Raw genomic sequence first — 18,984 nt, 5'->3', positions numbered from 1 at the left:
ATCAGTAACAACCCTTGCCGTTTGGAGATTCAGCCATGAACACCGCAAGCAGCCGCAGAATGTTTATCTCTACCGCTCAAGCCTCCCATGGCCAAAACGGAAACAACTGGATCATTGCACACGCCAATTGCTGAACGCTGTCTTTTTAAATACCAAATACACCGCATGCGATAAAATCGCATGCATATAAAACCCTGAGGAAATCCCCATGAGCAAAATCGAAAAAGTACTGGCCAGCGGCAAAACCCACACCACTCATAACAGCGCAGGCAACACCTTGCGCGGGCATAACGGAAACCTTGACATCGTGCTGTCGTCCCCTGGCAGCGACACACCGGCACACGTACTCACCGCCGTTCAGCCGCACCCGAAAGCCGAGCAACTGTTCGCCGGAGCCTGGTCAGCCTGCTACATCGCAGCGGTGGGGCTGGTCGCCCAGCAGATGAAGGTGACACTGCCGACCGACACGGCCGTCGACATTGAAGTCGATCTGGGCCAGACCGGCGCGGCTTACTTCCTTCAGGCTCGACTGACTTTGCGTGTGCCGGGGCTGGATCATGGGGTGGCGACCGAGCTGGCCCACAACGCCGATGCAATCTGCCCGTACTCCAAGGCCACACGGGGCAACATTGATGTCGACATCAACGTCCTGACGGCATAACCCACTGCACGGCGGGCTCACCAGGGGCCCGCCGTCGGTGTTTATACGCACTTCCGATACCATCGCATACGACGTATAGTTTCAGTCTCGCAAGACTGACCCAAGAGAACGTCCATGAAAAACACCGACAAGACATCCGCCCTGGATCTCAAACTCTCCGATTTCCTGTGTTTTGCGGTCTATTCAGCCAACCTGGCCTTCGGCAAGGCCTACAAGCCGATGCTTGAACGGCTCGGCCTGACCTATACGCAATACATCACCCTGGTTGCGCTGTGGGAGGAAGACAACCAGACCGTTGGCAGCCTCGGCGAAAAGCTGTTTCTCGAGTCCAATACCCTCACGCCGATCCTCAAGAAGCTGGAAGCAATGGGGTATTTGCTGCGCCAGCGCGACCCGGAAGACGAACGCCAGGTGCGGATCAGTCTCACCAAAGAGGGACGAAAACTGCGCGAAGGCCTCACCGAAGACGGCTTCCCGCAAACCGGTCTTGACCCCGACGACTTCGTGCAAATGCAGAAGGCCATTGTGAAGTTAAGGGGCAATCTCATCCGCTCGACGAAAGACAGGGAGTAAGTCGTAGCGAGTCAAGTGAGTGGCCCCCGATTTCGGAGTGAGCTGCCCCACAAATGGGGCGCCTTTCCCCAGCAGTATTCGCGTCTCCTCCAGCACGCTATTTCAACTTGTGGCCAATGTTTGCTGGGCTCGCACATGGTTTACACAACGCTGGCAAAGTAATTGCTGAGTGAGAGCTTGTCCCGTTCTTGAAAGTTGCAGAGTCGGGAACCTGTGGAGCTGTCAGTACCCCCATTGAGTGATTGCATGTAACCATCGGTTTACATCGCGAAATACCCCGCTGGCTCAATTGAAGTGCTGCTGTCCTCCTCTGCAACCGTCCAGGGGAAATGCTTATGAGCCACTCCAGACATACACGTGCGCAGGTAGCGCTGCGCGGGTTGTGTTTTCTAGCTTGCCTGCTGACGGTTACGCTGATGGCGGCAGACGAACCTCTGGGTAATGACAATCAAAGTAATGAGAAGTGGCTGGAGCCGGCACGCTCCAGGATCATGCATGTGACTGGCGCGATGCCGTTCTTTCCGCATCGGGCCAATACCCCTGGCAACCTGGTTTTGAATATAAAAGACTTCGACAATGCCCAGGTCTGTGGCGCTTGCCATACAGAGATTTACAAACAGTGGCGCTCATCGATGATGTCCCAGGCCTGGGATGAACCCATCTATCGGGCCTTGCTCCAGCGTGCGAGTTCGGCCACCGAAGGGAAGGTCGATAACTTCTGCACTGGCTGCCATACCCCGATCGGTCTCACGACCGGGCAAATCAATTCGCAAGTCAACCGCTCCTCGATTGAAGACAGTGCGAAGAATCATCCGATGCCCGGGGTCGATTGCGAGACCTGCCACAACATCAGTGCCCGCACGGGCCTCGATAACGGCGCCTATGTCCTGAGCCCTCGGGCGCACGGTAAACCGACCAAGTTCGGCCCGCGTAAAGACGCCGTTTCGCCTTATCACGACACTGTGTATTCCGCTCTGCACACGCGCTCGGACTTTTGCGCCACCTGCCACAACGTCACGCACCCGTTCAGCAGTGTGGCGGTCGAGCGTACCTATGACGAATGGCAGGAAAGCGCCTACAGCCTCAACGGCGTAACCTGCCAGAGCTGCCATATGCCGGGTTATGCGGGCAAGGCCGCGATCATGGGGCCAGACCGCGAGGAGGTCGCCTCGCATTGGTTCAGCGGAGCCAACGCGATGATGCTCAAGCATCTCGGTCAGGAAGTGGGCGCGCAACGCGCGCGCGACATGCTCGCGCGCGCGGGGGAAATAACCTTCCAGCAACTGCCGGCCGCCATCATTCCAGGGCAATACAACTCGGTAACCGTCAAAGTTTCCAACGTCGGCGCCGGACACAAGCTGCCGACCGGTTTTCCGGAGGGACGGGAGATGTGGATCGATTTCCGGGTGCTGGATGCCAGTGGTCGCGAGCTCTATCGACTGGGTGCGATCAAGGACGGCAAGACCGAGGACAACACGCGAAACTTCAAAGTGCACATCGGCGACGAGGACGGCAATCCGTTGGACGTCGAGGTCTGGAATGCCACGCAGATTCTCTCGGATAACCGCATTCTGCCCAAGGGCTACGATATCGGGGAGTTCTCCTTCCTGGTGCCGCCCGACGCCGTCGGGCCTCTGACCCTGACGGCCGCACTGAACTACTGGCCGTTCTCCCAGAAGCTGGCCGACTACCTGCTGGGCAAGGACAAGGTGCAGGTGGAAATCACCCAGATGGCCAAAGTCACGCAGAGCGTTCCCCTGTCGCCCAGCCTGCAAGCCGCCGGACCCGGTAAGGCGCACTTTTAGCGGGGCGGGGCGCTGGACACCGTCAAGATGCACAAGGCACTCAATGGTGAGATCGAGGAGCAAAAGCCTGAGACGGTGCCGGCGCAGGTGGGTCATCCCCATTCATCGGTAACGGGCAGTCCCTCGCCACAGGTTCAGTGTCTCGGCTTAACTGATCGGCATTAGCCCTTCGGGGCCCTTTTTTGGCTGCGCCAGTGGGGCTTGAACCATCAGCGATTTGAAATGGCGCAGGTCGCCTTCAGAAAATACAAATGAGAATACGTATCAAAACATCGCGACGTGGTATACCATGCGCCGCGATTTGTTGGCATGTATGCCACCCCATTTGGCTATTTTCACAAGGTTTCCTAGATGCGTCGTACTCTGGTGTCTATCTGCGTGCTTCAGGCATTCTCCGCAGCCTCTTGGGCGGAGCAAGCAACTACCGATAAATCCAGTCTGGAGTTGCAAGCGACTGACATCGTTGGCACAGCTGACTTCGAAACTGCCCTGGGGCCGGTTGACGGGTATCGCGCGACGCGTTCGGCCAGCGCCACGCGCACCGACACTTCGATCCACGAAACGCCCCAGTCCATCAGTGTGGTCACCCGGGATGTCGTCGAAGACATCAGTGCCACCCGTTTGCAGGATGCACTCGATTACGCCGGCGGGGTGGGGCGGGCCAACAATTTCGGCGGCCAGGGCCTGACCACCTTTACCGTGCGCGGCTTCACCACCGGGGAGTTCTATCGCAACGGGTTCCCGATCAACCGTGGCTATCCGAACATGCCCGATGCCAACACCATCGAGCGACTGGAAGTACTGCGAGGACCGGCGACCATGCTCTATGGCCGAGGCGATCCGGGTGGCACTTTCAACGTCATCTCCAAACAACCCCTGGCCGTGCCCACGGTGACCCTGGGTAGCCAACTCGATGACCAGGGCATGCAGCGTGGCACGCTGGACGCCTCTGGCCCGCTGGACGAAGAGGGGCGCCTGGCCTATCGCCTGAACGTGGTGGGCGAGGGCGGTGATACCTTCCGCGATCATGTCGAAACCGAACGCTACGGCGTGACGCCGGTGCTGTCCTGGCAGGCCAGCGATGACACCAAGGTGATTTTCGAAGGCGACTTCATGCGCAACAATCACCCGCTCGACCGCGGCCTGACGCGCTTTCCAAACCAGATCGGCACGGCCTCGCGCGATACCTTCTTCGGCGAAAAAGACGTTGGCAAATTGCACAACGACAACAACATGGCGCAACTGCGGTTCGAGCATCTGCTGAGCGATAACTGGACGTTGGGCGGCGGATTCCAATGGCTCGACGGCACCCTCAAGGGGAATGCGGTCGAAGCCAACGGTGTGGCCGCGGACGGGCGCACCCTGGGCCGTAACTTCAACTACCGCAAGCTGGAGTGGACGGACAAGGACACCCAACTCAACCTCACCGGACATTTCACCGCAGGCGGTTTCGATCACACCCTGCTGACCGGCATCGAGTACGAGGATTACGACTACCAGGCGATTATCCAGCGCTCCAGCGGGGCGGTGAGTGCCTACCCGATCGATATCTTCAACCCGGTGTATGGCCAGCCGCGTCCAGCCTTGACCCGTACCCCGACCAACGACAAGGAAAACCTCAAGACCTACGCGGCGTTCATCCAGGATCAGGTGGCCTTGACCGAGCGTTTGAGAGTTTTGGCCGGGGCCCGTTTCGAGCGCTTCGAGCATGACTTTGAAACCTTCGTGCCGGGCGGCAGAAGCTGGGAGGCCAGCGACAATGCGGTGACCCCGCGCGTTGGCGTGACCTATGACCTCACCGACACCGTGGCGATCTATGCCAATACGGCTCGCTCGTTCAAGCCCAATACCGGTGCCAGTCGCCAGGGCGGTGGTTTCGAACCGGAAAAGGGCAAGTCCTATGAGCTGGGTATCAAGTGGGAAGCGCTGGACAGTCAATTGAGTGTCGACGCGGCGATCTACCAGATCGAAAAGCGTAACGTACTCACCACCGATCCTGTGGACTCGACGTTCAGTGTGGCGGCAGGCGAGGTGCGCAGCCGTGGTTTCGACCTCAACATCGCCGGCAACCTGACCCCGCAATGGCGGGTGATTGGCGGTTACGCCTATGTCGATGCCGAAGTGACCAAGGACAACGTCATCCAGTCCGGCACCCGGCTGATGAACATTCCGCAGAACAGCTTCAGCCTGCTCAACGTCTACGAGTTCCAGGATGGCGCGCTCCAGGGACTGGGACTTGGCACCGGGCTCAAGTACGTCGATGAGCGTGCAGGGCAGACCGCCAACACGGCGTTTTCGATGGGCAGTTACACCGTTGTCGACCTGCTGAGCTACTACAAGGTCAACGACAGGATCAGGCTCAACCTGGATGTGAAGAACCTGATGGACGAAGATTTTGAGGAGGGCGCATTCGGCAACGTCTACGCCTTTCCAGGGGCACCAAGAACGGTGCAGGTCGGTATTTCCTACACGTTGTAGCCCGGCGCAAAGTCGCACTCCAGCGCCGTCCGGCAGGGTGTGCATGAGTACCTGCGGCCAGCCAGTCGGGGGGGCGGCCTGCACCGCTGTTGCACATCGGCATGACGGACTGCCAGGGCGACAATGGTTTTGTCACCTTCAGACTTCATTAAGAAATGTCTTTGATACTTCTCCCCACTAGATCCGGGGAGAGGTTTTCAATGTCCGATTTCAACTGGAACGTTCAGTTGTCGCTGCACTTTGGCCTGGCCGAAGCACAGCAGATGTATCTCGTCAGGGCCTTGCCGGACGCTGCGCAACGGAGCGCCTTCGAAGACTTTATCCAGCAACGTTTTCGTAGGGCCCACGGTGCCGATATTCGCCATTTCATGCCGCAGCTGTTTGGCATGAGCGATGCGTCCGGCGCGCTTTGTGCGGTGGTCGGGGTACGTCTGGCGAGCACCGGGCCGCTGTTTCTGGAACGTTACCTGGACGAGGCGATCGATCCGCTGATCAGTGCCGTTGCCGACCAGACCGTAGGCCGGTCAGCCATTGTCGAGGTAGGCAACCTGGCTGCCAGCGACACCGGCAGCGCACGGATGAGCATCATCGCGATGACCTACCTGCTCGCCATGGGGGGGCTGGAATGGATCGCCTTCACCGGGAACCTGGGGCTGGTCAACAGCTTTCACCGACTTGGCTTGAAGCCCGTGACGCTGTGTGCTGCCGACCCGGCGCGTCTGGGCGAGGACCGCCACGCCTGGGGCAGTTACTACGAAAGCAAGCCGTGGGTTCATGTTGGCAATATCCGCTCCGGATTCATTCATTTGCGCAACATAGGCCTGTTCAGCCGCCTGGGCTTGCCAACCTCCATCGAGGGGGCCTGCCATGTCGCCTGAAATGGAGCACTTCAAACAGACCCTGCGTAATCACGCCGAGCAAAAAACCAACGACATTGCGTTGTGGGGCGATCATCTGAAGCTGGATTACGCCACGCTGTATGCCGAGGTCATTTATCGCCAGCAGCGCCTGCGCGATGAACGGGTCAGGGTGGTCGCACTGGCGCTGGACAATGGTGTCGAAGCCATGCTGTGGGATCTGGCTGCGTTGTTCGAGGGTTTGACCTGCGTGGCCTTGCCGCCTTTTTTCAGTCCGGCGCAACGCAAGCATTGCCTGGAGCAGAGCCAGGCCGAACACGTCATTACCGAGCCGCAACTGCACGACGAGCTGCAAGCGGCCGGGTATCAGCAGTGCGGCGAGTTCTGGCACCGCACCTTCAGTGGCCCGAACCGGATGCCTGACGGCACCGCCAAGTTGACCTTCACCTCGGGTACCACCGGGACACCCAAGGGCGTGTGCTTGAGTGCCGACAGCATTCTGCGGGTCGCTCGCGAGCTGGACCTGGCCAGCAAACCCACCGCCGCGAATCACCATTTGGCGCTGCTGCCGCTGGCCATTTTGCTGGAGAACATCGGCTGTTACGCCGCGCTGTATGCCGGCGCTACCTTGAGCCTGCCGAGCCAGAAAACCCTGGGGATTCAAGGCGCCAGCGGTGTGGATGTGCCGAAACTGTCGGGATGCCTGGCCAGCCGATCGCCCCAGAGCCTGATTCTGGTGCCGCAGTTGTTGCTGATGCTGGTCAGTGCTGCCGAGCAGAAGGCCTTTGACCCACAGCACCTGCGTTTTGCCGCCGTGGGCGGTGCCCGGGTCAGCGAAGATCTCCTGCACCGCGCTCAACGGGTGCGCATACCCGTCTATGAAGGTTACGGGCTGTCCGAGTGCGCGTCGGTGGTGTGCCTCAATCGCCCGCAAGCATCGCGCCCCGGCAGTGTTGGACGGCCGCTGCCCCACGTGGAGATTCGCCTGGCGGACGACGGCGAAGTGCTGATCAGGGGCTCGACCTTGCTGGGCTATCTGGGAGAGGCGCCGCACACCGCCCAATGGTGGCCCAGCGGCGATCTAGGCGAGTTCGATGCCGAGGGTTTTCTCTACCTCAAGGGACGCAAGAAACATCAGTTCGTCACCAGTTTCGGGCGTAACGTGAATCCCGAGTGGGTGGAGGCCGAATTGACCCAGCGCGGCCATATCGCCCAGGCCTTCGTCTATGGCGAGGCGATGCCTCACAACCATGCGTTGCTCTGGCCGCATCGCCCGGACTGTACCGACGAACAACTGGCCGCCGCCGTGGCCCAGGCCAACGAGGCTTTGCCCGAATACGCCCAGGTCCGCCACTGGAGCCGGCTCGCCCAACCCTTCACTCCTGCCAACGGCTTGCTCACCGCCAATGGCCGGCCCCGTCGTGATGCCATCGTCGAGCGCTACCGGGAGCAATTGACCGAATCTGCATTTCCCGAGGAATCCGTATCATGAGTTTTTTTGACACGCTGCAACAAGCCACCGAGCAAGAACGCATTGAGTTGTTCAACTTGCCGGTCATCCGTGATGCGCTGCAGGGCGACGTCAGCCTGGAAAGTTATCGGGCCTTTCTGGCACAGGCCTACTACCACGTGCGCCATACCGTGCCGTTGATGATGGCCTGCGGTGCGCGCCTGCCATTACGTCTGGAGTGGCTGCGCGAAGCGGTATGTGAATACATCGAGGACGAATACGGCCACGAACAATGGGTACTCAATGACATTGAAGCCTGCGGCGGTGACAGAGTCGCTGTACGCGACGGGCGTCCGTCATTGCCGATCGAGTTGATGGTCAGCTTCCTCTACGACCTGATTGCCAGGGACAATCCGGTGGGACTGTTCGGCATGGTCAACGTACTCGAAGGCACGAGCATCGCCCTGGCCACCCACGCCGCCGACAGCATTCGCCAGCGTCTGGAGTTGCCGGAAAGCGCCTTCAGCTACCTCAGCTCCCACGGCTCACTGGATATCGAACATATGCAGACCTACCGTCGACTGATGAACAGTCTTGAAGACCCGGGCGACCAGGCCGCCGTCATTCACGCCGCCAAAGTGGTGTACCGGCTCTACACCGATATGTTTCGTGGCTTGCCGCGTAACGGGGAGAACCTGCATGCGCCTGTCTGAAGCTCGCGTCGTGTTGACCGGTGCCAGCGGCGGCATCGGCCTGGCCATCGCCACCGCACTGTGCGCCAGTGGTGCCCGAGTGCTGGCCGTGGCTCGGCATCGGGAACCGTTGGCGCCGCTGCTGGAACTCTATCCCCGTAACCTGAGTTGGATCCGTGCAGACCTGACGTTACTCTCCGACCGCCGCCAGGTGCTGGCGCAGGCCCAGGGCATCGGCGACATCAACCTGCTGATCAATGCCGCCGGCGTCAACCATTTCGCCATGCTCGAACAGTTGGACGACAGTGAGATCAATTCGATGCTCGCGGTGAACATCGGCGCGCCGATGTGCCTGACAAAACTGATGTTGCCACTGCTCAAGCAAGCCGACAGTGCCATGGTGGTGAACGTCGGTTCGACCTATGGCTCCATCGGCTACCCCGGCTACGCCAGTTACTGCGCCACCAAGTTTGCCCTGCGCGGGTTCTCCGAAGCCTTGCGCCGGGAGCTGGCGGACACCCGGGTCAGTGTGCTTTACGTCGCCCCGCGAGCGACCCGTACCGGCATGAACAGCCCGGCAGCCCAGGCGCTGAACGATGCGCTCAAAGCCAATGTCGACGATCCGCAAACCGTGGCGGCCGCGGTGATTCACGCCATTGCCGGTGACCGTCGCGACTTGTACCTGGGCTGGCCTGAGCGTTTTTTTGTACGCCTGAACAGCCTCCTGCCCCATCTGGTGGACCGTGGTTTGCGCAAACAATTGCCACTGATCCGCCGCCTGAGCCAGAAACCCGACCAGGAAAATCTCGAACCATGAACAAGATCATCGCTTGCCTGCTGCTTGGCGCATTGAGCCAGACTGTGTGGGCGCTGGATGCTGCCGACCAGCAGCGCCTCAACGGTATCCAGCAAAGCTGGGCGCATATTCAGTACGAGTTGCCCGAGGGACAACGAACCGCGGCTTTTGAAAAACTGGCCGCCCAGGCTTCGAGCTTCAAACAGGAACGCCAAACGGTGGCTGAGGCCTGGATCTGGTCTGGTATTGTCACCAGTAGCTGGGCGGGCTTCCAGGGAGGGTTTGGTGCGCTGAGCAAGGTCAAGGACGCCAAGGCCGACCTGGAAAAAGCCCTGGCCCTGGACCCCAAGGCCCTGCAAGGCTCAGCCTATACCAGTCTGGGTGCACTCTATGACCGCGTACCGGGTTGGCCCATCGGTTTCGGCGACTCGGACAAGGCCGAACAGTTGCTCAAGCTGGCATTGCAAATGAACCCCAACGGTATCGACAGCCTGTACTTCTGGGGCGATCACCTTTACCGTCACAAGCGTTATGTCGACGCCAGGGCGGCGCTGCAAAAAGCCTTGCTGGCTGCGCCTCGACCTGGCCGCGAGAGCGCTGACGCCGGGCGCCGCAAGGAGATCGAAACACTGTTGGTGGACGTGAACAAGAAACTCGGCTGACAGGATAATGCTGGAAAATGTAGGAGCGAGCTCGCTCGCGATGGTCGTTAACGATAACGCGTATTTACTGGCTAAACGCGGCGCTCTTGAGTCCATCGCGAGCAAGCTCGCTCCTACAGAGGAAGAGGACCACATTCGCTTCACTGAACAGCATTACGGCTGACAGGAGACCCTGTGCGCTTATTACTCATAGAGGATGACGTGGCGCTCGGCGAGGGCATTCATCAGGCCCTCAGCCGTGAAGGTTATACCGTCGACTGGTTGCAGGACGGCAACAGCGCCTTGCACTCGCTGCTCAGTGAAATCTTCGATCTGGCGGTGCTCGACCTTGGCCTGCCACGCATGGACGGTCTCGCAGTGCTCAGGCGTTTGCGTGACAGCGGTTCCAATCTGCCGGTGTTGATCCTGACCGCGCGCGATGCCACCGAAGACCGCATCGCCGGTCTGGATGCCGGAGCCGATGACTACCTGATCAAGCCTTTCGACCTGGCAGAACTGAAGGCGCGCATACGTGCGTTGCTGCGGCGCAGTGCCGGGCGTGGACAATCGCTGATCGAGCACGCCGGTATCAGCCTCAACCCCGGCACCCAGCAAGTCAGCTACAAAGGCGAGCCGGTGGCGCTGACACCCAAGGAATATCAGTTGCTCCACGAGCTGCTCTCGCCGCCTGGCCGGGTAATGACTCGCGATCATCTGATGCAGTTGCTGTACGGCTGGAACGAGGAGGCCGAAAGCAACACCCTGGAGGTGCACATCCATCACCTGCGCAAGAAATTTTCCACCGATCTGATCCGCACCGTCCGTGGTATCGGCTACCTGGTGGAGGAGCGTCGATGACCTCGATCCGGCGTCGCACCCTGACCCTGATCATCGGCCTGATGCTCGCCGGCGTGGCTGTGATCAGTGTGTTCAATCTGCACGACAGCAACCACGAAATCGCCGAAGTCTATGATGCCCAACTGGCCCAGAACGCTCGCCTGCTGCAAGGCGTCATGCGCATGCCCATGGTGAGCAAGGACCATGGGGATCTGTACAAGGCTTTCAACCAGGCCCTGAACGAGGCGACGCCCAGGGCCGACGGGCATTCGTATGAAACCAAGATTGCGTTTCAGGTCTGGAACGCCAGGAACGAAGTGCTGGTACATACGGCCAGTTCTCCGTCCTTCAGCACACCTGCGGTCACACCAGGCTTCAGCGACGTAGTTGATATGAACAACCGGCATTGGCGCGCCTTCCTGCTTGAAGACAAGCAGAACAACCTGCGCATCTGGGTGGGGGAACGGGACGACGTGCGAACGGACTTGGTGGACCGGATCGTGCGCCACACGCTGTGGCCCAATATTCTGGGGAGTTTATTGCTGGCCGCCATGATCTGGCTGGCCATCGGCTGGGGATTGAAACCTCTGGTCAACATGGCTGCAACGCTGCGGGCCCGGCATCCCGGCTCACTTGCGCCCTTGCAATTGACGCCGCTACCCACCGAGCTCGAGCCCATGCAGGCAGCCCTCAATCGCATGCTCGCGCAAATCCAGGAAGTCATGGGGCGCGAGCGACGCTTTATCGCGGACGCCGCCCACGAAATGCGTACACCTCTGGCCGTGCTCAGGATTCACGCGCAAAACCTGATGGACGCGGGGAGTGAAGAGGATCGTCGCGCATCGCTCGAATTCTTGATTGCCGGCGTGGACCGTACCGGCCGACTGGTTAACCAATTGCTGACGATGGCTCGTATTGAGCCTACGGCAGGGACTGAACCGCCTGCGCCTATTGATCTGGCCAGCACCGTTCGCGACAGCCTGGTTCAGTTGACGCCCTGGTTGCTGAGCAAGGGGCTTGAACTGGTTTTTGATGTCAGCGACGACATCAGTCTTGCCAGAGTCGACCCAGCCGCGATTGATATTGCCTTGAACAACCTGGTGACCAATGCGGCGAATTTTTCCCCCCGGCATGGAGTGATCACTGTAAGGCTGGTGGAAAAGGAGAATAGCTACGAACTGTCTGTCGAGGATGAAGGGCCAGGCATCGATGAACAGGATCGCGATCGGCTTTTCGAGCGTTTCTACAGCAGCGCAAATGATCAGGGTGCGGGGTTGGGGCTGACCATCGTCAAGACCATTGCCGATCGCTTTGGTGGGCAGATCAAACTGGAGAACCGCATCCCCGGAGGATTACGCGCTACGTTAGAAGTTCGTCGCTTTTGACGTTGTTCCTGGTTTTGTCTGGTGCAGAGTATAAGAGAGCGACTGTTGGTCGGATGAAAGATGGCGCCGGGTTTTATGAGCCTGGCTGTTTATTGACGTTTTTAATGGCGTTTTAAAACAATGGGTTGGCGTCTGAAAATCAGAGTCCTGTCATAGTGAATGCTTGTTGACGATCGAATTGGGTCCGACTTAAGTCTGATTTCCGAATGCCAGGCGCCCGGGGCGTGCGACTGGTGACCGGCGGTGTCCCCGGTTCCCTGCTATTAATCAATAAGTGTACGAGTGCTGATCGTTTCGGGAGCGCGCCATGAATCCAACCATTCGCATCGGCATTGCCGACGATCATCCGATGTTGCGTGAGGGTGTTGCCAATACGTTGAGAAAACGGGCGGATCTTCAGGTCGTGGAGCAGGGCGCCACTGCGCAGGATGCCATGGATATTGCCCGCAAGATCCGTCCGGATGTGATGTTGATGGACGTCAATATGCCGGGCGATGTGTTCGCCGCGGTGCGGTTCATTTCCACTCAACTGCCGAATGTGAAGGTGCTGATGCTGACGGTTTCGGAAGCCGAAGATGATGCATTTCTGGCACTGGAGGCCGGTGCGCGCGGGTATGTGTTGAAAGGTGTCAGCGGACCGGAACTGGTCCTGGCGATCAGATCGGTTGCCAGGGGGGAGACGTATATCACCCCCGAGTTCGCCAACAAACTGCTGAGTAACGACAAGAAGCACGAAGCGCAAATTCACACGATTGATCTGACCCATCGCGAGGAGGAGGTCATTCGTGAAGTTTCAAAGGGGCTGACCAATAGGGAGGTTGCGACAAAGCTGATGATCAGCGAAAAAACCGTCAAGCACCACATGGGCTGCGTGATGCAGAAACTGCACGCCCGAAATCGTGTTGAAGCGGTCACGGCTCTACGGCATTACAGGGAGCGCGAAGCTGTCGGGCGACTTCACACCGGCGCAGCAAAAACACAAATGGATGCCTAGAGTTTGAACTGTGCATTGACCGACGTACCAGAGACGCCAGAGTCGATGCTGAACAACCCACCCAGAGATTCAATGCGATAACGCAAACCGGCGAGCCCCAATCGGGTTCTGCCGGGTGCCCCTTGCAGCATGGCGTCTGCCGCCATGCCTGGACCACTGTCCCTGACGCTGATGTTCAATAGTTCATCACTGTAGTGCGCCTCGATGACCTGACCCTCGCCGTTGGCATGCAGGTAAGCGTTGTTGAGGGCTTCTTGCACAAAACGGTACAAACAGAGTTTGAGCGGCAGTGACGCGGCCTCCGGTAGCAGTCCCAGGGTTAATGTGACCTTGGTGCCAGTGCGTTGCTCGTGCCGTTGCGCCACCAGTTGCAACTCTTCCACCAGGCTCAATTCATTGATTTCCGGAAGTGCCAGACCTCGCGATAAATCGCGGACCTCACGCAATGCGTCGGTGGCGGCGCCTCGAATGGTTTCCAGCGACTCCTGATCGACAGCGGAACAGTTTTCGGCCAGGTCGTCGAGCCGGATCAGAATCAAGGTCAATAGCTGCGCCGGCCCATCGTGCAGGTCTGCACCAATGCGCCTCAAGGTGAGTTCGTTGACATGGGAAAATTCCTGGGTAGCCGTCGCCATCTTGCGCTGCAGTTCCGCATTGCTGCTGTGCAGACGGGTTTGCTCCTGCAGCCGTAAGCGCAGTGCCACTTGTTGGCGCTGGATGATCTTGTCACCGCGTCGCACGATGAAGAAAAGCAGCGTCAGCATTGCCAGGGTCGCGGCGCCTACGACCACCCATACCTGCTCTCGGACGCGATTGATCTCGCGCTTGAGACTACCGGCCTTTTCATAAAATTCGCCCACCGCGATGACTTTCCTGGTGCTTGAATCCCGCAGGGGCGCGTAGATCTCATAGAGCGGCACGTTGAGGTTGCGCTCGAACTCGTTCTCATCCTCGTTCAGCCCTTCAAGGTCGGTGACTACTTTGCCCTTGAGTGCCTCGGTGATCTCATCCAGTGGGAATGTGTGGTTGGTGATGGCTTTATTCGTGCTGTAGACCACCGTGCCATCCGCCCGCCAGATCTTGATCGAGACAATGTGATGTTTGAGCGAACGACTTTCGGTGAGGTGGTCCAGGGACTGGACACTTGCCGCCGAGAGTTTGTTGTCCCGGCTCATCTCCTGCACATAGGGCTCCAGAAACGTATCCATGTACTGAGCGCCTGCTTCTGCTGCGCTATGTACCGCGGCACTTTCTATTCGTGCGCTCACCAGTTTGCCGACGAAGAACATGGTCAGTCCCAGGATCACCGCAGCGGCAATGACAAACTGGGTCGAGCGACTCAGATTGCGCGCCTTGACCCTGATCCGGGTGCGCCAGATTCCATTGCGAGACACATCGCCAACAGGGGGCGGCTCGACCAGCGCCTCAGCCTCCTGCGCGATAAAAGTCGCGTTTTCCGATTCGGCTTTTGCATCTTTTGCCATCGACCTGGTTCCCTGATCATCGTGATAAGTCGGTTGGAAACCCTGCAACTCAACGGATATCTGGAGATTGGCTGTGAGCGCCACGCCCATGACTGACAGTAGTTCACTGTATAGCGATCCGACAGCTTCACCGATGGACTACACACCACGATGCTCAGCAAGAGCATCGTCAGTGCTGCTTGATGGTGACGCCCGTGCGGCGGTAACCGAGAGGCTTCGGTTACCGCCGCACGGCGATGTGTTGCGATGCGCACACCCGACCTATGTTCAGGCTTGCGCGGCGCTGACCTTGCCGGTGACCGTGGAATTCTTGCGGACCGCTTGATACAGCAGGCTGGAGACCATGAACCCGATAATGGCCAATACGCTCATCAACGAGAACACGTAGTTGTAGCCTTGCTGCCCCGGGAAGTGGTCAAGGATTGCGCCATAGATGACGTAGGCAAACATGCCCGGTGCATAGCCGATCAGGCAACCAATGCCAAAGGCTGAACCGGTGATGTGCTGGGGAATGCCGACTTCACCCATGGGTGCCCAGAACACGCCGCGCATGGAAAAGACAATCAGCGCGAAGGAGAGGGTGGCCGCCATGCCTGCGTAGATGTAATCCGGGCTTTTCGGGATGAGCATGATCACGCCCATAAGCGGCAACAACGCCAGGAATGCCCACTTCAGATAGCGGCTGGAACTCTTGAACTGTTTGTCGGCAATGAAGCCACCGGCAGGGCCGCCCAGGATTTTGAGGAAGTACTGGTTGATGATGCCGTAGGCGCCCACCAGAGCCACGGGCAGTTCGTACATTTCCTTGAGGTAGGGAATGAAATAGGTCAGGCCGCAGTACACGATGTAGACCATGAACACGTTAAGGCTGACCAGCCAGATGCCCGGCACCTTGATGGCCTCGAGCAGGTTCGACAACCCGTTCTTCGACTTGACGGTCGACTGGGTTTTGCCGCTCTTGAGCAGTAGCCAGGTCAGGGTACCGGCAAGAATGTCGATGACCGAGTAGAAGAGGATCGCCGACTTCAGACCGTTTTCACCGGAGCCCATGGCGACGAAGACGCCCAGCGCAGAGAAGGCGACCAGGGTATCGATGACGCCACGTCCGCCTTCGAGAAGGCCGAACAGGCGCCCCTGTTCCTTATCGTCGCCCAGGTTGCGGATGGCTTTGAGCAGCGAAGGCCAAAAGAGGCAGTCGGCACACACGGCCAGCAGGCAGAACACAACCAGCAGATTGCTGAAGGGCGGAAAGGTCGCCAGGTAGAGCCCGAGGCTGCCGGTACCGATCAGGCCAAGGGGGATCAGCTTGCGCGTGTCGTAGCGGTCGGCGAGCATGCCGCCCACCACGAACAGCGCGGTGGCGATGATGGCGTTGGCGCTCAGCAGCACGCCGATTTCAGTGTGGGACAGCCCCATGAATTCCTGCATGGGGATGTAGAAGGCGTCTTTGAGATTCGCCAGCTTGTAGATGGTGCCGCCACCGAGGATGAGAATCAGGAATCTGAGCCATTTGGCCTTGTCTTGGGATGTCATTATTGTTCTCCAGGCGTATTTGGGTAAGCAGTGCCGGTCGGCACGTCAGGTTCAGGCGTCAGCGCAATGGGCCAGGGTCAACTCGGCCAGGGTTCGGAACTCGGCCAGCAGACCTCGTACATAGGCCACCTGGTTGTTGGCCCAACGGTGTTCATCGGCCAGCATCCGTTCCAGCGAGAAGCCTTCCGGCAGCGCTGTTTCACTCATTTCCCGGTACGCAATGAACGGGTCGGCGGCTTCGTCGAGTTGGCGGAACGCCGGGGCGACGTAGTGGTTTTCCTGCTCGAGAATGAAGGCGATCACTTGCGGAGCTGATTCGCCGAGCATCAGCAGTTCGAACAACATGCGTGCGCTGGGCAGGTCGTCTTCGTCACAGCCCTGCAACACGCCGTAATGGCCGAAGGCGTTTTGCTCGGGGACGATGCGCACACCCTTGAGGTGGGTCTGGCGTATGTGCGGCGCCAGGTTACGCAGCGCAGCAAGGGGCTGTTCACAGGCATTGATCATGTTGCCGAAGTCGAACAGGGCGTGCAGGCGAGGGTGGTTCAGGCGGCTCAACAGTTGCGCGATCTCGCTGCTCTTGAGTTCTTCATGCTGCTCGAAGTCGAAGAACAGGTCGTGTTCGTCTGCCTGCTGCGCGAGGTAGTGCAGGTCCGACTCGATCAGGTCCATGACCCGCGACAGCGCCCCTTCGTAGCGTGAGTAGACACGGATGTTGCGGGTGCCCAGCGCCTTGGCAATGGCGATCACTTGATCGACATCTTTTTTCAAGGTGCTGCTGATTTCCAGATGCACGTCCAGCCCGAGTGTTTTGGCCTTGTCTGCAAACGCCTGAAGCTGCGCGGCGGTCATTTGACTGAGGCTGTTTTCCTCACCGTCGAGCAAGTGCAGGCTCAGCCCCTGCAGCTCGTGGCGATAGGCGAAGTCCAGCAGGTCAGCAGGTGTCACGCGGCCGTGGGTCAGGTTGGTCAGCAAGGGGTAGGCATGGGCAAACAGGCGCAGTTGCCCCATTCGGTCGAGCAACTGGCGGGCCAGTGCCTCAGTCAGTACGGGGGGAGCCCCGGCCCGGGCAGCCTTATGGCTGAGCAAGGTGTTGAATCGTTCCTGGATCTTATTGTTCATTCGAGTCGTTCCTGGTTCAGACGCCGGGTCTACCGGCGCAGCCTTTATCGCGCCAGTCAGGAACTCTCGATAGATCCATTATCAGTTAAATCATAAGACCACTTGCCTGCCTCAAGTGGCCTGCTGCAGACAGCCCATCTTGCGCAAGGCCCGCGCAAGCGCTTCGACGCGTTCTTGGGCCTGGTCCTCAGGGGTGCTGGCAAAGCCGATCAACAGGGCTGGCGGCAGGACATGCTCGAGGCAGTAGTCACTCAGGGGATAGGTATGAATGCCATGCTGGCCGAGCTCCCTGGCGATGGCGTCGTCGTCAAGATGCGCGGGTAACCAGGCGATCAGGTGCATGCCGGCTTCCACCGGCGTGATCCTGAAGAAAGTGCCCAGCCGTTGCTGCAGTTGTTCGACCAGTGCTTGCTGGCGAGCCTGGTACAGCGCACGCATTCGACGAATATGACCGAGGAAGTGGCCTTCGCGCATGAAGTCCGCCGTGACGGCCTGCAGCAGCGTGGGCGGGCTGCGATCCATGACCGCCCGCAGGGTGCAGAAGGGTTCGATCAGGGCGTTCGGCAGTATCACGTAACCCAGTCGTAGCGAGGGGAAGAGCACTTTGCTGAACGTTCCGGCGTAGATGACCCGGGCCCATTGGTCCATGGCATAGAGTGCCGGCAGGGGGCGGCCGTTGTAGCGAAACTCACTGTCGCAGTCGTCCTCGATGATCCAGCTTTGATTGCGCGCAGCCCAGTCGATGAGCTCCTGGCGCCGCGCATAACTCATGGTGATGCCCAAGGGATGCTGACGGGAAGGCGTGGTAAACACCAGGCGAGCGTCAGGACACAACGCCACACCTTGTCGGACATCGACCCCCTGTTCGTCGATACGCAACGGGACCACCAGACCACCCTGGGCCTGGAGCGCAATTCGCGCCGCGATATGCCCCGGATCTTCCATCCAGAAGCTATCCTGCGGATTGAGCAACAGCATGCCCAGCAGGTTGAAGGCTTGCTGGGCACCGGAAACGATGACCACCTGCTCGGCAGTGCAGTCGATGCCCCGGGCATCGAAGACGTATTCGGCAATCGCCTCGCGCAGGGCCAGCAAACCTTGCAGCTCGCCATAACCGAGCATGGCCTTGGTCGGCTTGTGCAGGTGGCGGTTCATCAGCCGTTTCCAGACTGATTGCGGAAAAGCATCGTAAGCACTGTGGCTGGGCAGGAACGAAGTCGGGCTCCCGGTCGCCCAGTCCGCATAGGAAACACCGCGAAAATGATCGCTGCGCAATGACAGCATGGACTGGCTCAGATCGGACAGGCGAGGCGGCTGGGGCTGGTGTTCTTCGTCATCAGTACCGCGGCCTTCCCATTCATGGCCGACGTAAGTCCCGGCCCCGGTGCGCGACGTCAGAAAACCTTCGGCAATCAGTTGATCGAACGCATTGAGAATGCTGATTCGCGAAAGCTGCAATTCTTTGCTCAGGGTTCGGGTGGACGGCAGACGTACGCCTCCCTGAATCCTGCCACCGAGAATCTGTTTGCGAATCTGCAAGTAGAGTTGGCGGTACAAGGGGATGGAGCTGGCACGGTCCAGCTCGATACCCGACAACAGCAAACCTGCGGAGGATTTCATTTTTGGTTCGTCTGGATGGAGTGAGTCTGGCCTGAATTGCTGTCAGGCACCCGAGG

16 protein-coding genes are annotated in these 18,984 nt (G+C 59.2%); 12 read left to right on the top strand and 4 right to left on the bottom strand.

The window, feature by feature from the left end:
* Positions 1 to 208: 208 nt before the first annotated feature.
* The 12 genes from C8K63_RS05260 to C8K63_RS05205 all read left to right on the top strand — a co-directional run bounded on the left by C8K63_RS05260 (position 209) and on the right by C8K63_RS05205 (position 13,169).
* Positions 209 to 661 carry an Ohr family peroxiredoxin gene (locus C8K63_RS05260; RefSeq protein ID WP_108215732.1) on the top strand — a complete coding sequence of 151 codons (453 nt, stop codon included), beginning with the start codon at positions 209 to 211 and terminating at the stop codon, positions 659 to 661.
* Positions 662 to 775: 114 nt separating this feature from the next.
* On the top strand, positions 776 to 1,234 hold the full coding sequence (locus C8K63_RS05255) for a MarR family winged helix-turn-helix transcriptional regulator (RefSeq protein ID WP_108215731.1): 459 nt from the start codon (positions 776 to 778) through the stop codon (positions 1,232 to 1,234).
* A gap of 335 nt (positions 1,235 to 1,569) precedes the next feature.
* Positions 1,570 to 3,039 carry a multiheme c-type cytochrome gene (locus tag C8K63_RS05250; RefSeq protein ID WP_108215730.1) on the top strand — a complete coding sequence of 490 codons (1,470 nt, stop codon included), beginning with the start codon at positions 1,570 to 1,572 and terminating at the stop codon, positions 3,037 to 3,039.
* Positions 3,040 to 3,390: 351 nt separating this feature from the next.
* Complete coding sequence (locus tag C8K63_RS05245) at positions 3,391 to 5,517, top strand: TonB-dependent siderophore receptor (protein ID WP_108215729.1); 2,127 nt, start codon at positions 3,391 to 3,393, stop codon at positions 5,515 to 5,517.
* A gap of 200 nt (positions 5,518 to 5,717) precedes the next feature.
* Positions 5,718 to 6,395: a thermostable hemolysin gene (locus tag C8K63_RS05240; RefSeq protein ID WP_108215728.1), complete on the top strand. Its 678-nt coding sequence runs from the start codon at positions 5,718 to 5,720 to the stop codon at positions 6,393 to 6,395.
* Entirely contained in the window at positions 6,385 to 7,866 is a 1,482-nt protein-coding gene (locus C8K63_RS05235; protein ID WP_108215727.1) for an AMP-binding protein, read from the top strand. The genes C8K63_RS05240 and C8K63_RS05235 overlap by 11 nt, the downstream gene beginning before the upstream one ends.
* On the top strand, positions 7,863 to 8,537 hold the full coding sequence (locus tag C8K63_RS05230; RefSeq protein ID WP_108215726.1) for a TenA family transcriptional regulator: 675 nt from the start codon (positions 7,863 to 7,865) through the stop codon (positions 8,535 to 8,537). The genes C8K63_RS05235 and C8K63_RS05230 overlap by 4 nt, the downstream gene beginning before the upstream one ends.
* On the top strand, positions 8,524 to 9,333 hold the full coding sequence (locus C8K63_RS05225) for an SDR family oxidoreductase (protein WP_108215725.1): 810 nt from the start codon (positions 8,524 to 8,526) through the stop codon (positions 9,331 to 9,333). Before C8K63_RS05230 ends, C8K63_RS05225 begins: the two co-directional genes overlap by 14 nt.
* On the top strand, positions 9,330 to 9,974 hold the full coding sequence (locus C8K63_RS05220; RefSeq protein WP_108215724.1) for a tetratricopeptide repeat protein: 645 nt from the start codon (positions 9,330 to 9,332) through the stop codon (positions 9,972 to 9,974). Before C8K63_RS05225 ends, C8K63_RS05220 begins: the two co-directional genes overlap by 4 nt.
* Before the next feature lie 174 nt (positions 9,975 to 10,148).
* Positions 10,149 to 10,811: a response regulator gene (locus tag C8K63_RS05215; protein WP_108215723.1), complete on the top strand. Its 663-nt coding sequence runs from the start codon at positions 10,149 to 10,151 to the stop codon at positions 10,809 to 10,811.
* Complete coding sequence (locus C8K63_RS05210; RefSeq protein WP_108215722.1) at positions 10,808 to 12,175, top strand: HAMP domain-containing sensor histidine kinase; 1,368 nt, start codon at positions 10,808 to 10,810, stop codon at positions 12,173 to 12,175. The genes C8K63_RS05215 and C8K63_RS05210 overlap by 4 nt, the downstream gene beginning before the upstream one ends.
* A 307-nt stretch (positions 12,176 to 12,482) precedes the next feature.
* Positions 12,483 to 13,169 (top strand): response regulator transcription factor, encoded by a 687-nt coding sequence (locus C8K63_RS05205; RefSeq protein ID WP_108215721.1) that lies wholly within the window; start codon positions 12,483 to 12,485, stop codon positions 13,167 to 13,169.
* Here C8K63_RS05205 and C8K63_RS05200 read toward each other — a convergent pair.
* The 4 genes from C8K63_RS05200 to C8K63_RS05185 form a co-directional block, all read right to left on the bottom strand.
* Entirely contained in the window at positions 13,166 to 14,653 is a 1,488-nt protein-coding gene (locus C8K63_RS05200; RefSeq protein ID WP_108215720.1) for a histidine kinase, read from the bottom strand. The genes C8K63_RS05205 and C8K63_RS05200 overlap by 4 nt on opposite strands.
* 267 nt (positions 14,654 to 14,920) lie before the next feature.
* On the bottom strand, positions 14,921 to 16,186 hold the full coding sequence (locus tag C8K63_RS05195; RefSeq protein WP_108215719.1) for an MFS transporter: 1,266 nt from the start codon (positions 16,184 to 16,186) through the stop codon (positions 14,921 to 14,923).
* Between the two features lie 51 nt (positions 16,187 to 16,237).
* Complete coding sequence (locus tag C8K63_RS05190; RefSeq protein ID WP_108215718.1) at positions 16,238 to 17,308, bottom strand: sugar phosphate isomerase/epimerase; 1,071 nt, start codon at positions 17,306 to 17,308, stop codon at positions 16,238 to 16,240.
* A gap of 111 nt (positions 17,309 to 17,419) precedes the next feature.
* Positions 17,420 to 18,928, bottom strand: a complete 1,509-nt coding sequence (locus C8K63_RS05185) for a PLP-dependent aminotransferase family protein (RefSeq protein ID WP_108215717.1) — start codon at positions 18,926 to 18,928, stop codon at positions 17,420 to 17,422.
* Positions 18,929 to 18,984 lie beyond the last annotated feature (56 nt).

The organism is Pseudomonas sp. GV085 (genome assembly GCF_003050925.1).
Lineage (GTDB): Bacteria > Pseudomonadota > Gammaproteobacteria > Pseudomonadales > Pseudomonadaceae > Aquipseudomonas.
Note: the sequence above shows the minus strand (reverse complement) of the source record. Positions and strands in the feature narration are given on the sequence as shown.

What these genes read in the sequence shown, in the direction of transcription:
- C8K63_RS05185 (WP_108215717.1), bottom strand. Translation starts at nt 18,928, where the DNA reads ATGAAATCCTCCGCAGGTTTGCTGTTGTCGGGTATCGAGCTGGACCGT.
- C8K63_RS05230 (WP_108215726.1), top strand. Translation starts at nt 7,863, where the DNA reads ATGAGTTTTTTTGACACGCTGCAACAAGCCACCGAGCAAGAACGCATT.
- C8K63_RS05235 (WP_108215727.1), top strand. Translation starts at nt 6,385, where the DNA reads ATGTCGCCTGAAATGGAGCACTTCAAACAGACCCTGCGTAATCACGCC.
- C8K63_RS05190 (WP_108215718.1), bottom strand. Translation starts at nt 17,308, where the DNA reads ATGAACAATAAGATCCAGGAACGATTCAACACCTTGCTCAGCCATAAG.
- C8K63_RS05200 (WP_108215720.1), bottom strand. Translation starts at nt 14,653, where the DNA reads ATGGCAAAAGATGCAAAAGCCGAATCGGAAAACGCGACTTTTATCGCG.
- C8K63_RS05260 (WP_108215732.1), top strand. Translation starts at nt 209, where the DNA reads ATGAGCAAAATCGAAAAAGTACTGGCCAGCGGCAAAACCCACACCACT.
- C8K63_RS05205 (WP_108215721.1), top strand. Translation starts at nt 12,483, where the DNA reads ATGAATCCAACCATTCGCATCGGCATTGCCGACGATCATCCGATGTTG.
- C8K63_RS05220 (WP_108215724.1), top strand. Translation starts at nt 9,330, where the DNA reads ATGAACAAGATCATCGCTTGCCTGCTGCTTGGCGCATTGAGCCAGACT.
- C8K63_RS05225 (WP_108215725.1), top strand. Translation starts at nt 8,524, where the DNA reads ATGCGCCTGTCTGAAGCTCGCGTCGTGTTGACCGGTGCCAGCGGCGGC.
- C8K63_RS05195 (WP_108215719.1), bottom strand. Translation starts at nt 16,186, where the DNA reads ATGACATCCCAAGACAAGGCCAAATGGCTCAGATTCCTGATTCTCATC.
- C8K63_RS05250 (WP_108215730.1), top strand. Translation starts at nt 1,570, where the DNA reads ATGAGCCACTCCAGACATACACGTGCGCAGGTAGCGCTGCGCGGGTTG.
- C8K63_RS05210 (WP_108215722.1), top strand. Translation starts at nt 10,808, where the DNA reads ATGACCTCGATCCGGCGTCGCACCCTGACCCTGATCATCGGCCTGATG.
- C8K63_RS05245 (WP_108215729.1), top strand. Translation starts at nt 3,391, where the DNA reads ATGCGTCGTACTCTGGTGTCTATCTGCGTGCTTCAGGCATTCTCCGCA.
- C8K63_RS05240 (WP_108215728.1), top strand. Translation starts at nt 5,718, where the DNA reads ATGTCCGATTTCAACTGGAACGTTCAGTTGTCGCTGCACTTTGGCCTG.
- C8K63_RS05255 (WP_108215731.1), top strand. Translation starts at nt 776, where the DNA reads ATGAAAAACACCGACAAGACATCCGCCCTGGATCTCAAACTCTCCGAT.